The sequence below is a fragment of the Nocardioides marinisabuli genome (genome assembly GCF_013466785.1).
GTDB classification, from domain to species: Bacteria; Actinomycetota; Actinomycetes; order Propionibacteriales; family Nocardioidaceae; genus Nocardioides; species Nocardioides marinisabuli.
In genome coordinates this window covers 536,327-549,812 of the sequence record NZ_CP059163.1, presented here as the reverse complement: position 1 = coordinate 549,812, position 13,486 = coordinate 536,327, and the positions used below count along the sequence as shown (strand labels likewise).

The following is a 13,486-nucleotide window of genomic DNA, read 5'->3' as shown; positions in this document are numbered from 1 at the left end:
GGGGTTGCAGCAGCATGAGCCGACCCTCCCTCCGGGCCAGAGCCACCCACGCCGTCCTCGGCGTCGTCCTCGTGGGCGGTGTCGGCCTCGCGGTCGTCAACGGCTCCGCGCAGGCCGACCCGGGCGCGCGCGCCTGCACCGACGAGGAGCGTGCCGCGCTCGTCGCCGCGGGCGACAACTTCGCCCTCGCCTGCGACCTGCCCGGCTCCCTGCTGGCGGGCCTCGAGGCCGGCGCCGCGGCGCCGGGGCTCAGCGAGGACGACATCGACAAGTCCGACAACGTCGACCTCGTCGCCCACCTCCCGCTCGTCGGCGCGTTCGCCGAGGAGGGCGCCTACGGCACCGACATGGCCTTCCAGGGCCGCTACGCCTACGTCGGCAACTACAACGGCTTCGGTGTCTACGACATCAAGAAGCCGACCCGGCCCAAGCGTGTCGCCCAGGTCGTGTGCCCGGGCGGGCAGGGTGACGTCTCGGTGCACGGCGACGTGCTCGTGCTCAGCGTCGACTCCAGCCGCAGCGACGACTCCTGCTCCAGCACCGCCCAGTCGGCCAGCGAGAAGTCCTCGTGGGAGGGCCTGCGGGTCTTCGACATCTCCCGGCCCGCCAAGCCGCGCTACGTCGCCTCGGTCGAGACCGCCTGCGGCTCGCACACCCACACCCTGGCGCCCAACCGCAGCGGCAAGCAGCTCTTCGTCTACGTCTCCTCCTACTCGCCCAGCTCCGACTTCCCCGACTGCCAGCCGCCCCACGACATCGTCTCGGTGGTCAAGGTGCCGGTGCGCAAGCCGGCCCGGGCCCGCCTGGTCGCGACCCCCGTGCTCTTCCCCGACGGGGGCAACCCGGGCGGTCCCGTCCCGCTGCTGACCTCCAGCTCGACCAGCGGCTGCCACGACATCACCGCCTACCCGGCCAAGGACCTGGCCGCCGGCGCCTGCATGGGCGACGGCATCCTGATGGACATCTCGAAGCGGGCCCGGCCGAAGGTCGTCGACCGGGTGACGGACGACGTCAACTTCGCCTTCTGGCACTCCGCGACCTTCAACAACGCCGGCACCAAGGTGCTCTTCACCGACGAGCTCGGCGGCGGCTCGCTGCCGACCTGCAACCCGGTCTTCGGCAGCACCCGCGGCGCCGACGGCATCTACGACATCGAGGGCGGCTCGCTGGCCTTCAAGAGCTACTACAAGATCCCGCGCCCGCAGACGCTCACCGAGAACTGCGTGGCCCACAACGGCTCGCTGATCCCGGTCAAGGGCAAGGACATCATGGTGCAGGCCTGGTACCAGGGCGGGTTCTCGGTCTTCGACTTCACCGACTCCGCGAACCCCGAGGAGATCGCCTGGTTCGACCGCGGCCCGATCTCGGCGACCAGCCTCGAGACCGGCGGCGCCTGGTCGGTCTACTGGTACAACGGCCACATCTACTCCAGCGACATCACCCGCGGCCTCGAGGTCTTCTCGATCGACGACCCGCGCGTGAACGGCGCCAAGAAGGTGCGCACCACGACCTTCAACGCCCAGTCGCAGCCGGCGTACCGGGGCTGAGGAACTACAGGTCTGTAGTTCGCGCCGACGCGTTGCGGGGGTCTGTGACGCGTGGTGCGATAGGGGCTGGTGTGGTCGCAGGCGCTCTGCTGCGACCCCACCGGCCCCCCGCCCCCGCTCGTCTGGAGCCCTCCCTGTGCGTCCTCCACCGCGCCTGCTGCTGCCGGCGCTGATCGCCACGGTGGCGGCCTCTGCGCTGTCGGCGCCCTCGCCCGCCCTGGCCGCCGGCGACTCCTGGAAGGTGCCGGGCAAGGCGAGCATCACGGTGCGCGGGCACGGCTACGGCCACGGGCACGGGATGTCGCAGCACGGCGCGGAGGGCGCCGCGCGCCAGGGCCTCAGCGCCGCGCAGATCCTCGACTTCTACTACCCCGGCACCACCATGGGGAAGCGCGGCGGCCGGGTGAGCGTCCTGATCTCCGCCGACACCACCGACGACCTCGTCGTGCGCAGCCGCAGCGGGCTGCGGGTGCGCGACCTGGCCACCGGCGCCACCACCCGGCTGCCCACGAAGGTGGGCGGTCGCACCCCCGCGCTGTGGCGGGTGCGCCAGAACCGCCGCGACCGCACGCGCGTCTCCTGGCGCACCGCGGCCGGCGGGGCGGGGTCGTGGACCAAGTGGCGCGACCTCAAGGGCAACGGCGAGCTCAGCGCCGGCAACGCGCCGGTGACGCTGGTGACCCCCGCCGGCGACCGCGCCTACCGCGGCCGCCTGCGCGCCCTGCCGCCCAGCCCGGGGGCCAGGGCCCGCGACACCGTCAACAAGGTGCGCCTCGACGACTACCTGCGCGGCGTCGTGCCCCTGGAGATCCCCGCGTCGTGGAGCAAGGCGGCGGTGCGCGCCCAGGCCGTGGCCGCCCGCAGCTACGCCGTCTTCGAGCGCCGCACCCCCCGGGCCTCGCACTACCAGCTCTGCGACACCACCTCCTGCCAGGTCTACGGCGGCGTGCGCGCCGAGCACCCCGGCTCCGACGCGGCCGTGCGCGCGACCGCCAAGCAGGTCCGCCTCGCCGACGGCCAGCCCGCCTTCACCCAGTTCTCCTCCAGCAGCGGCGGGTGGACCGCCGCCGGCTCGCGGCCCTACCTCGCGGCGCGCGCCGACAAGTACGACGACTGGGCGGGCAACCCCCACCACGACTGGTCGGTGACGCTGACCGACCAGCGGGTCGAGAGCGCCTTCCCCGCCGTGGGCGACCTGCGCTCGATCACGGTGCTCTCGCGCGACGGCAACGGCCAGTGGGGCGGGCGGGTGCGCTCGGTGCGCCTCGCGGGCACCGGCGGGAAGGTCACCGTGAGCGGTGACGCCCTGCGCTTCGGGCTGGGCCTGAAGTCGCCGTGGGTGACGTTCCGGGTGCGCTCGCGCTGACGCCCCCGGTGCGGAGCACCGCGCGCACCACCAGCCCGGCGACCAGTGCCCAGAACGCCGCGCCCACGCCGAGCACCGTCACCCCGCTGGCGGCGACCACGAGGCAGGTCACCGCCGCGACCCGCTCGTGGGCGTCGGCCAGCGCGTCGGACAGCGAGGCGGCCAGGGTGCCCAGCAGCGCCAGCCCGGCCGCCGACTGCACGACCCCGTCGGGGGCGGCGGTGACCAGCGCCGTCAGCCCCGCCGCGCCGGCGGCCAGCACCAGGTAGGTGACCGCGGCCGACACCGCGCCGCGCCACCGCTCGTCGCGGTCGGGCCCGCCCTCGGGCCCGGCCACCATCGCGGCGGTGATCGCGGCGAGGTTGACCGCGTGGCCGCCGAGGGGCGCGACCAGCGCGGTGCCCAGACCGGTGACCGTCATCGTCTCGCGCCAGGGCACCGGGTAGCCGTTGCCGGCCATCACCGCCACCCCGGGCACGTTCTGCGAGGCCATCGTGACGACGTACAGCGGGAGCGCGATGCCGACCAGGGCCGGCAGGCTCCACGAGGGCGTGGTCCACGCCAGCGTGGGCACCGCGGCGCCCACCGGCACCTCGCCGGCGGTCTCGACCAGCACCACCACGAGGGCCACCACCAGGGAGGCCGGCACCGCCCACCGCGGGAAGAGGCGCTGCCCGAGCAGCCAGGCCAGCACGACCGGCCCGACCAGCAGCGGCGTGGCGGCCACGCCCAGCACCGGCTCGAGGCAGATCGGCAGCAGCACCCCGGCCAGCATCGCCCGGGCCAGGCTCACCGGGATGCGCGCGACCAGGTCGCCCAGCGCGGGCAGCAGCCCGGTCAGCGCGATCAGCGCCGCGGTGGCCACGAAGGCCCCGACCGCCGCCGACCAGCCGCCGGCCACGGCGCCGGTGGAGACCAGCAGCGCGGCGCCGGGGGTCGACCAGGCCAGCGACAGCGGCGTGCGGTGCCGCACCGCCAGCCACGCCATGCCCAGGCCCTGGGCGACGCACAGCGCCAGCAGCCCCGACGCCGCCTGCGCCGGGGTCGCGCCCACCGCGACCAGCCCGGCCAGCACCACGACGAAGGAGCTGCTGAAGCCGACCACGGCCGCGACGACCCCGGCCACGACCGGCGAGTGGTCCTGGTGCATGCGCCCTCCAGCGGTATCGTTCTGTTTGTGGAACGATCCTACGACGCCGGTGCCTCGGCCGGCGCCCGCATCCGGATGCTGCGCACCGAGCGCGGTCTCTCACTCAGCGCGCTGGCGGCCGCCGCCGAGATCGGCAAGGGCACGCTCTCCGAGCTCGAGGCCGGTCGCCGCAACCCCACGCTCGAGACCCTGTACGCCGTCGCCGGCCCGCTCGGCGTGCCGCTCGCCGCCCTGCTCGAGGACCACGACGGGGCCGGCGCCGCCGACGAGGCGCTCAGCGCCCGCCGGCTGCACCTGGTGCGGGAGGCCGGGCACACGACGGAGGTCTACCTGGTGCAGGTCGCCCCCGGGCGCACCCGGCGCTCGCCCGCGCACGCCACCGGCGCCCACGAGCAGCTCGTCGTGCTGACCGGCCGCTGCCGCCTCGACGTCGGGGGGACCGTCGTCGAGCTGGGGCCGGGCGAGCACCACGCGTGGGCGGCCGACGTGGCGCACGCCTACACCGGCGGCCCCGAGGGGTTCAGCGGCGTCGACGTGATCCGCACGCCCGGCTGAGGATCAGTCGAGCACGACCACCAGGTCGCCGCCCTCGACGGCCTGGGTGCCGGGCAGCGCGACCCGCTCGACGGTGCCGGCCACGGGGGCGGTGATGGCCGCCTCCATCTTCATCGCCTCGATCGTCGCGAGCGTCTCGCCGGCGGCCACCTGCTGGCCCTTCTCGACCACGACGGTCACCACGCCCTGGAAGGGGGCGGCCACCTGGCCGGGCTCGGAGGGGTCGGCCTTCTCGGCGGCGGCCACCTCGGAGGCCACGGAGGTGTCACGCACGCTGACCGGGCGCATCTGGCCGTTGAGCAGCGCCATCACCGTGCGGTAGCCGCGCTCGTCGGGCTCGCTGATCGACTGCACGCCCATCAGCAGCGTCTTGCCCTCGTCGATGGCGACCTCGTGCTCCTCGCCCTGGCGCAGCCCGTAGAGGTAGTCGCGGGTCGAGAGCACCGACACGTCGCCGTAGGTCTCGCACGCCTCGAGGTAGCTCTTCGTCGGGCCGGGGAAGAGCAGCTCGTTGAGCGCGCGGCGGCGCTGGGCGGAGGAGCCCGCGAGGCGCTCGGCGTCCTCGGGGGCCAGCTCCTCGGCCGCGGGGGTCCACGAGCGGCCCTCGAGCGCGCGGGTGCGGAACGGCTCGGGCCAGCCGCCCGGCGGGTCCCCGAGCTCGCCGTTGAGGAAGCCGATCACCGAGTCGGGGATGTCGTAGGAGCCGGGGTCGGCCGCGAACTCGGCGGGGTCGGCGCCCAGGCCGACCAGCGACAGCGCGAGGTCGCCGATGACCTTGGAGCTCGGGGTCACCTTGGGCAGGTTGCCGAGGATGTCGTTGGCGGCGGCGTACATGTCCTCGACCTGCTCGAACTTCTCGCCCAGGCCCAGCGCGATGGCCTGCTGGCGCAGGTTGGAGAGCTGCCCGCCGGGGATCTCGTGGCGGTAGACCCGCCCGGTCGGCGCGCTGAGGCCCGACTCGAACGGGGCGTAGACGCGACGGGTGGCCTCCCAGTAGGGCTCCAGCGCGTTGACCGCGGCCAGCGAGAGGCCGGTGGGGCGCTCGGAGTGGTCGGTGGCCGCCACCAGCGCCGACAGCGAGGGCTGCGAGGTGGTGCCGGCCATCGAGGCGGTCGCGGCGTCGACGGCGTCGACCCCGGCCTCGATCGCTGCGGTGAGCGTGGCGAGCTGGCCGCCGGTGGTGTCGTGGGTGTGCAGGTGCACCGGCAGGTCGAAGCGCTCGCGCAGGGCGGTGACCAGGGTGCGGGCGGCGGGGGCGCGCAGCAGGCCCGCCATGTCCTTGATCGCCAGCACGTGGGCGCCGGCGTCGACGATCCGCTCGGCCAGGCGCAGGTAGTAGTCGAGGGTGTAGAGCTGCTCGCCGGGGTCGGAGAGGTCGCCGGTGTAGCAGAGCGCCACCTCGGCGACGGCGGTGCCGGTCGCGCGCACCGCGTCGATCGCCGGGCGCATCTGCTCGACGTCGTTGAGGGCGTCGAAGATGCGGAACACGTCGAGCCCGGTGGCGGCCGCCTCGGCGACGAACGCGTCGGTGACCGAGGTCGGGTAGGGGGTGTAGCCGACGGTGTTGCGCCCGCGCAGCAGCATCTGCAGGCACACGTTGGGCACCGCCTGGCGCAGCTGGGCCAGGCGCTCCCAGGGGTCCTCGGAGAGGAAGCGCAGCGCGACGTCGTACGTCGCCCCGCCCCAGCACTCCAGCGACCACAGCTCGGGGGTGGTGCGGGCGACGTGGGGGGCGACGGTGAGCAGGTCGCGGGTGCGCACGCGGGTGGCCAGCAGCGACTGGTGGGCGTCGCGGAAGGTGGTGTCGGTGACGGCGACGTCGCGCTGCTCGCGCAGCGCCCGCGCGAAGCCCTCGGGGCCCAGGCGCAGCAGCGCCTGGCGGCTGCCGTCGGGTGCCGGCACCGCGAGGTCGGTCGGGGGCAGCTTGGTGGCGGGGTCCAGGCTGACCGGCGCGGGGCCGTTCGGCTGGTTGACCGTCACCTCGGCCAGGTAGGTCAGCAGCTTGGTGCCGCGGTCGCCCGAGCCGCGCGCCGAGAGCAGCTCGGGGTGGGTCTCGATGAAGGAGGTGGTCACGCGCCCGGCGGCGAAGTCGGGGTCGTCGAGCACGGCCTGGAGGAACGGGATGTTGGTGGCCACGCCGCGGATGCGGAACTCCGCGACCGCCCGGCGGGCCTTCTCGACGGCCTTGTCGAAGGTGCGGCCGCGGCAGGTGAGCTTGGCCAGCATCGAGTCGAAGTGGGCCGAGACCTCGGCGCCGGTGTAGACGGTGCCGCCGTCGAGGCGCACCCCGCCGCCGCCGGGGGAGCGGTAGGTGGTGATCTGCCCGGTGTCGGGGCGGAAACCGTTGGCGGGGTCCTCGGTGGTGATGCGGCACTGCAGGGCGGCGCCGCGCAGCACCAGGGTGTCCTGGGAGAGCCCGAGGTCGGCCAGGGTCTCGCCGGAGGCGATGCGCAGCTGGGCCTGCACGAGGTCGACGTCGGTGACCTCCTCGGTCACGGTGTGCTCGACCTGGATGCGCGGGTTCATCTCGATGAAGACGTAGTTGCCGTCGGGGTCGAGGAGGAACTCCACGGTGCCGGCGTTGCGGTAGCCGATCTCGCGGGCGAAGCGCACCGCGTCGGCGCACATCCGCTCCCGCAGCTCGGGTGGGAGGTTGGGGGCCGGGGCGATCTCGACGACCTTCTGGTGGCGACGCTGCACCGAGCAGTCGCGCTCGAAGAGGTGCATCACCTCGCCGGAGCCGTCGGCGAGGATCTGCACCTCGATGTGGCGGGGCTCGACGACGGCCTGCTCGATGAAGACGGTGGGGTCGCCGAAGGCGCCCTCGCCCTCGCGCATGCAGGTCTCGACCGCCTCGCGCAGCAGCGCCGGGTCGTCGACGCGGCGCATGCCACGCCCGCCGCCGCCGGCGACCGCCTTGACGAACAGCGGGTAGGGCAGCTCCTCGGCGGCGGCCACGAGGGCGTCGACGTCGGTGGACGGCTCGACCGAGGCCAGGGTCGGTACACCGGCGGCCTTGGCCGCGGCGATCGCGCGCGCCTTGTTGCCGGTCAGCTCGAGGACCTCGCTGGTCGGGCCCACGAAGGTGATGCCCGCGGCGGCGCAGGCCTCGGCGAGGCCGGGGTTCTCGGAGAGGAAGCCGTAGCCGGGGTAGACCGCGTCGGCCCCGGCCCGCACCGCGACGTCGACGATCGCCTGGGGGTCGAGGTAGGCGCGCACCGGGTGGCCGCGCTCGCCGATCTCGTAGGCCTCGTCGGCCTTCAGCCGGTGCTCGGACCAGCGGTCCTCGTGGGGGAAGACCGCGACGGTGCGCGCCCCGAGCTCGTAGGCCGCGCGGAACGCGCGGACGGCGATCTCACCACGGTTGGCCACCAGCACCTTGGTAAACATGCACCGCAACCTACCCAGGTCCGGCGTGCCGTGGTGGGGTCGTCTCAGCCCAGGAACTGCGCCAGCAGGTCGGGGGTGGCTCCGGCCGCGACCCGCAGCGCCTCGTCCTCGGGCACGTCGGGCACCACGACCCGCTGCCGGCCGCCGGCGGTGGTGGCCACGAGCGTGGTCAGCCCGGCCCGGCGCTGGAACCACGAGTCCTCGAGGGTCCAGCCGATCACGTGCTCGACCCCGAGCACGTCGCGGCGACAGGTCAGGCTGCCGCTGCGGGCGACCAGGCGACCCCCGACCAGGGCGTGGCCCAGGGTGCGCGAGCGGTCCAGCGCGAGCGCCGCACCGGCGACGGGCGCCAGCACCGCGACCGCCAGCAGCCAGGCGCCCAGGTCGGTGCGCGCGAGCAGCACCACCGCCGCCAGCGACACCAGCAGCGCCGGGGCGAGCGCCCGCACCCAGCGGCGGCGCACCGCGGCCGGGCCGTGCCCGACCAGGGCGCCGGTGACCGGTGCCGGGTCGCCGAGCACCTGCCCGGCCACCCCCTCGACGACCCTGCGCGGGGCCGGCGGCACCAGCTCCATCTGGGTCTGCCCGTCACCGTCGAGGCCGGTCACGATGCTGGAGAGCCGGGCGGCGCCGGCCAGTCGCAGGTTGACCGGCTGGGCCAGGGAGACCCCGGCCAGACGGGCGTCGTCGACGCTGGTCTCGCGGGTCGTGGTCAGGCCACGGCGCAGGTGCCAGGTGCCGTGCTCGTGGGTGAGGGTCAGCCCCCAGTTGGTGAGCAGGTAGCCGCCGACGGCCAGCGCCGAGACCAGCACCGCCAGGCCCACCAGCAGGAGGCCGGCCAGGGCGAGGCCGGCCACCGCCAGGTCGCTGACGTCCAGGCGCAGGGGCAGCTGGCTCAGGCCCGCCAGCAGGGCGCCGGCGATGGCCAGGCCGGTGCTGGTCAGCGGCGCGTAGCGGGCCCAGGTGGGGTCGAGACGCAGCACCGGGACCGCGTGGCTCGGCGGGGACCCCGCGTCGGTCTCGTGCGGCTCGTCCTCCGGGGCCGGCGTCGCCGAGCTCTCGCGCAGCAGCTGCGCGCGCAGCTCACGGGCGGGCCCGGCCCGCAGCCCGTCGAGGTCCAGGTCGGCCTCGCTGGCGCCGGTGCCGATGCGCACCGTGGCCAGGTCGAGCACCTGCTGGATGAGCGAGGCGGAGGTGTCGACGGTGCGCACCCGGTCGATCCGGGCGGCGAGCAGGTGGCGCTGCAGGAGCCCGCGGCGCAGCTCCACGCGGCCCTCGTGGACCCGGTAGGAGGTGGTCAGCCAGCGCAGCACGCCCAGCACCACCGGCACCAGGACGCCCAGGAGCTCCCAGCGCAGCCCGAGGCCGCCGCTCGAGGCGGAGCCGAAGGCGACCACGCCGATGAGGACCGGCAGGAAGCGCAGCAGCTCGCGCACCGGGTGGACCAGCAGCATCCGCCGGTCCAGGCGCTGCCAGTCCTCGCTCACCCGTCCTCGCTCACGTCGCGTCCCCGGCGACCGCGTCGGCCTTCACGGTCAGCTCGGCGACCAGCTCCTCGGCGGTGCGGCGGTCGAGGCCGGCCACCGACAGGGCGCCGGCGGCCGAGGCCGTCGTGACGGTGACGTTCGCGAGCCCGAAGAGGCGCTCGACCGGGCCCTGGTTCCAGTCGACGGTCTGGATGCGCGACATGGGAGCGATCCGTCGCTCCCGCGACCACCACCCGGTCTGGGTGTAGACCGCCGTGTCGGTCACCTCCCAGCGGTGCACCCGGTAGCGCCACGCGGGCACCACGGCGACGTACGCGACGTCGAGCAGCACCAGCGGCGCCAGCATCCACCAGCGCAGGTCGAAGAGACCGAGCACCGGGCCGAGCACCAGCACGAGGACCACCAGCGCGGCGCTCTCGAGCGCCGCGCTGGTGAGCCACATCGTGCGCGCCCGGGGGTGCACCTGGTGCCGGGGCGGGCGCAGGCCGGTCGTGGCGATCAGTCCTTCAGCTCGCAGATGACCTCGCCGTTGGTGACGGTCGCGCCGACCTCGGCCTTGAGGCCGGTGACGGTGCCGGCCTTGTGCGCCTTGAGGGGCTGCTCCATCTTCATCGCCTCGATGACCACGACGGTCTCGCCCTCGGCGACCTCCTGGCCCTCCTCGACGACGACCTTGACGACGGTGCCCTGCATGGGGCTGGTCACGGCGTCGCCGCTGGCGGCCGCACCGGCCTTCTTGCCCTGGGCGCGCTTGGGCTTCTTGGCCGTGGCGGCGCCACCGCCGCCGCCGATCCCGCCCAGCCCGGCGGGCACGACGACCTCGAGCCGCTTGCCGCCGACCTCGACGACCACGGTCTGGCGCTCGCCGGCCTCCTCGGCCTCGGCCGAGTCACCCGAGTAGGGCTCGATCTGGTTGTCGAACTCGGTCTCGATCCACTGCGTGTAGACCTCGAAGGAGCCCTCGCCGCTCGGGTTCGAGGCGCCGACGTACGCCGGGTCGTTCAGCACCGCGCGGTGGAAGGGGATGACCGTCGGCATGCCGTCGACCACGAACTCCTCCAGCGCCCGGCGCGAGCGCTCGATGGCCTGGGTGCGGTCGCGGCCGGTGACGATGAGCTTGGCGATGAGGGAGTCGAAGGAGCCGGGGACGGTCTGGCCGTTCTCGTAGCCGCCGTCGACGCGCACGCCGGGACCCTGGGGCGGGGTCCAGGCCGACAGGGTGCCGGGGGCCGGCATGAAGTTGCGGCCGCCGTCCTCGGCGTTGATGCGGAACTCGATCGAGTGCCCGCGGATCTCGGGGTCGTCGTAGCCGAGCTCCTCGCCGGCGGCGATGCGGAACATCTCGCGCACCAGGTCGATGCCGGTGACCTCCTCGGAGACGCAGTGCTCGACCTGGAGGCGGGTGTTGACCTCGAGGAAGGAGATGGTGCCGTCCTGGGCGACCAGGAACTCGCAGGTGCCGGCGCCGTAGTAGCCGGCCTCGCGCAGGATCCGCTTGGAGGAGTCGTAGAGCTCGGCGAGCTGCTCCTCGGAGAGGAACGGCGCGGGGGCCTCCTCGACGAGCTTCTGGTTGCGGCGCTGCAGCGAGCAGTCGCGGGTGGAGACGACCACGACGTTGCCGTGCTTGTCGGCCAGGCACTGGGTCTCGACGTGGCGCGGCTTGTCGAGGAACTTCTCGACCAGGCACTCGCCGCGGCCGAAGGCGCTGACGGCCTCGCGGACCGCGGACTCGAAGGCGTCGGGGATCTCCTCGAGGGTGCGCGCGACCTTGAGGCCGCGCCCGCCGCCGCCGAAGACCGCCTTGATGGCGACCGGCAGGCCCTCGGCCTTCGCGAAGGCGACGACCTCGTCGGCGTCGGCGACGGGGTCCTTGGTGCCGGGGGCCAGGGGAGCCTTGGCCTTGTCGGCGATGTGCTTGGCCTTGGCCTTGTCGCCGAGGGCCTCGATGGCCGCCGGGGGCGGGCCGATCCAGGTCAGCCCGGCGTCCATGACGGCCTGGGCGAACTCGGCGTTCTCGGCGAGGAAGCCGTAGCCGGGGTGCACCGAGTCGGCGCCCGACTTCTCGGCGACCGCGATGATCTTGGCGATGTCGAGGTAGGAGTCGGCGGGGGTCGCGCCGCCCAGCGAGTGGGCCTCGTCGGCCATCCGCACGAAGATGGCATCGCGGTCGGGCTCGGCGTACACCGCGACGCTGCCGATGCCGGCGTCCTTGCAGGCCCGGATGACCCGGACCGCGATCTCGCCCCGGTTGGCGATGAGGACCTTCTGCAACGGCTTGACTTGCGACACCCTGGCTCCTGACTCACGACGGCTCGGTGCTGCGGAGTCTAGGGGTAGCCGCCGGCGTCGCGTGGGGGGCCTCGCGTGCTGGACAGCCTTCCCAGGGGTGTGATGCGCACCACTGCTCAGGGGGTACACACGGGATGTCCGTCCTCATCCCCCTCGGAGGTCCACGTGCTGGCAGTCCTCTCCCGCGAGCGCACCGTCGCCCGCCCCGGCTACTCGCGGTGGCTGATCCCACCCGCGGCGCTGGCCGTGCACCTCTCGATCGGGCAGGTGTACGCCACCAGCGTCTACAAGAGCGCACTGGTCGCCCACTTCGACACCACGCTCACGCGGGTCGGCTTCGTGTTCTCGCTGGCCATCGTGATGCTCGGGCTCTCGGCGGCGCTCTTCGGCACCTGGGTCGACCGCAACGGTCCGCGGGCGGCGATGGCCACCGCCGCGGTGTTCTGGTCCTCGGGCTTCATGGTCGCGGCCCTGGGCATCAGCACCGACCAGCTGTGGCTGGTCTACCTCGGGTACGGCGTGCTGGGCGGCATCGGCCTGGGCATCGGCTACATCTCCCCGGTCTCGACCCTGATCAAGTGGTTCCCGGACCGGCCGGGCCTGGCCACCGGCATGGCGATCATGGGCTTCGGCGGCGGCGCGATGGTCGCCAGCCCGCTCAGCGGCCGGCTGATGGCCCTCTACGACTCCGGCTACGACTCCTCCGACCCCGGGTCGGTGGCCTCCGGGGGAGCGGTCGCGGCGCTGTTCGTGACGCTGGGGCTGGTCTACCTGGCCTTCATGCTCTTCGGCGCCCTCATCGTGCGGGTCCCCGCCGACGACTGGGCGCCCGAGGGCTTCGACCCCTCGGAGTCGAAGCAGAAGAAGATGGTCACCGACGCCTCGGTGTCGGCGAACAACGCGATCCGCACCCCGCAGTTCTGGCTGCTGTGGACCGTGCTCTTCTGCAACGTCACGGCCGGCATCGGCATCCTCGAGCAGGCCTCGCCGATGATCCAGGACTTCTTCCGCGAGGGCGGCACCTCCGCGATCAGCGCGGCCGCGGCCGGTGGCTTCGTCGGGGTGCTGTCGATCTGCAACATGGCCGGGCGCTTCGTGTGGTCCTCGACCTCCGACCACCTCGGTCGCAAGCCCATCTACATGATCTACCTCGGCGTCGGCATCGTCCTCTACCTGGCGCTGGCCCTGGGCGGGTCGACCTCGACGGTGCTCTTCGTGGCGCTGGCCGGCATCATCATCAGCTTCTACGGCGGCGGCTTCGCCACCGTCCCGGCCTACCTGCGCGACCTCTTCGGCACCTTCGAGGTCGGCGCGATCCACGGCCGGCTGCTGACCGCGTGGGCGGCCGCGGGCGTGGCCGGGCCGCTGATCGTCAACGCGTTCCTGGACGCGCAGGGCGAGCCGGGCAAGCTGGTCTCGGGCGACTACCGCCCGGCCCTGCTGACCATGGTCGGGGTGCTGGTCGTGGGCTTCGTGGCCAACCTGATGATCCGGCCGGTCGCCGAGAAGTACCACGAGCCGGAGACCGGCACGTCCGACGAGCTGGAGGGGAGCAACGCATGAGCGCCGAGGGCACCGAGCAGCAGACCGAGAGCCACACCGTGCGGATCGCGGCGGCCTGGACCCTGGTGGGCGTCCCGCTGGCCTACGGGCTCGTGGAGACCCTGCGCCGGGCGGCCAACCTCTTCTCGGGTTAACAAAC

General features: G+C 73.9%; 10 protein-coding genes. 5 read left to right on the top strand and 5 right to left on the bottom strand.

Going from position 1 to position 13,486, the window contains the following annotated elements; translation table 11 throughout:
* The first annotated feature begins 14 nt into the window (after window positions 1–14).
* Both H0S66_RS02560 and H0S66_RS02555 read left to right on the top strand, forming a co-directional pair.
* Window positions 15–1,547, top strand: a complete 1,533-nt coding sequence (locus H0S66_RS02560) for an LVIVD repeat-containing protein (protein ID WP_218876209.1) — start codon at window positions 15–17, stop codon at window positions 1,545–1,547.
* A 136-nt stretch (window positions 1,548–1,683) separates the two neighbouring features.
* Window positions 1,684–2,913 (top strand): SpoIID/LytB domain-containing protein, encoded by a 1,230-nt coding sequence (locus H0S66_RS02555; RefSeq protein ID WP_179613990.1) that lies wholly within the window; start codon window positions 1,684–1,686, stop codon window positions 2,911–2,913.
* Here H0S66_RS02555 and H0S66_RS02550 read toward each other — a convergent pair.
* Window positions 2,834–4,063 carry a benzoate/H(+) symporter BenE family transporter gene (locus H0S66_RS02550; protein ID WP_179613989.1) on the bottom strand — a complete coding sequence of 410 codons (1,230 nt, stop codon included), beginning with the start codon at window positions 4,061–4,063 and terminating at the stop codon, window positions 2,834–2,836. The two genes, H0S66_RS02555 and H0S66_RS02550, sit on opposite strands and share 80 nt — an antisense overlap.
* A 27-nt stretch (window positions 4,064–4,090) precedes the next feature.
* Here H0S66_RS02550 and H0S66_RS02545 point away from each other — a divergent pair, with 27 nt between their 5' ends.
* Complete coding sequence (locus tag H0S66_RS02545) at window positions 4,091–4,618, top strand: helix-turn-helix domain-containing protein (protein WP_258017071.1); 528 nt, start codon at window positions 4,091–4,093, stop codon at window positions 4,616–4,618.
* A 3-nt stretch (window positions 4,619–4,621) separates the two neighbouring features.
* Here the strand turns inward: H0S66_RS02545 and H0S66_RS02540 are convergent, their stop codons facing one another.
* From H0S66_RS02540 to H0S66_RS02525, 4 genes are read right to left on the bottom strand one after another with little or no spacing between them, the layout of a single operon-like run.
* Window positions 4,622–8,008 carry a pyruvate carboxylase gene (locus H0S66_RS02540; protein WP_179613988.1) on the bottom strand — a complete coding sequence of 1,129 codons (3,387 nt, stop codon included), beginning with the start codon at window positions 8,006–8,008 and terminating at the stop codon, window positions 4,622–4,624.
* A gap of 44 nt (window positions 8,009–8,052) precedes the next feature.
* Entirely contained in the window at window positions 8,053–9,495 is a 1,443-nt protein-coding gene (locus tag H0S66_RS02535; protein WP_179613987.1) for a PH domain-containing protein, read from the bottom strand.
* Between the two features lie 10 nt (window positions 9,496–9,505).
* A complete protein-coding gene (locus H0S66_RS02530; protein ID WP_179613986.1) occupies window positions 9,506–9,937 on the bottom strand; it encodes a PH domain-containing protein in 432 nt (143 codons plus the stop codon).
* 56 nt (window positions 9,938–9,993) lie between these two features.
* Window positions 9,994–11,784, bottom strand: coding sequence for an acetyl/propionyl/methylcrotonyl-CoA carboxylase subunit alpha (locus H0S66_RS02525; protein ID WP_179613985.1), 1,791 nt, complete (start codon window positions 11,782–11,784; stop codon window positions 9,994–9,996).
* 165 nt (window positions 11,785–11,949) lie between these two features.
* Here H0S66_RS02525 and H0S66_RS02520 point away from each other — a divergent pair, with 165 nt between their 5' ends.
* Both H0S66_RS02520 and H0S66_RS02515 read left to right on the top strand, forming a co-directional pair.
* Window positions 11,950–13,347, top strand: coding sequence for an OFA family MFS transporter (locus H0S66_RS02520; protein WP_258017070.1), 1,398 nt, complete (start codon window positions 11,950–11,952; stop codon window positions 13,345–13,347).
* The gene (locus tag H0S66_RS02515) at window positions 13,344–13,481 is read left to right on the top strand and encodes an MFS transporter small subunit (RefSeq protein ID WP_179613983.1); all 138 of its coding nucleotides are present in this window, start codon (window positions 13,344–13,346) and stop codon (window positions 13,479–13,481) included. Before H0S66_RS02520 ends, H0S66_RS02515 begins: the two co-directional genes overlap by 4 nt.
* Window positions 13,482–13,486: the final 5 nt, after the last annotated feature.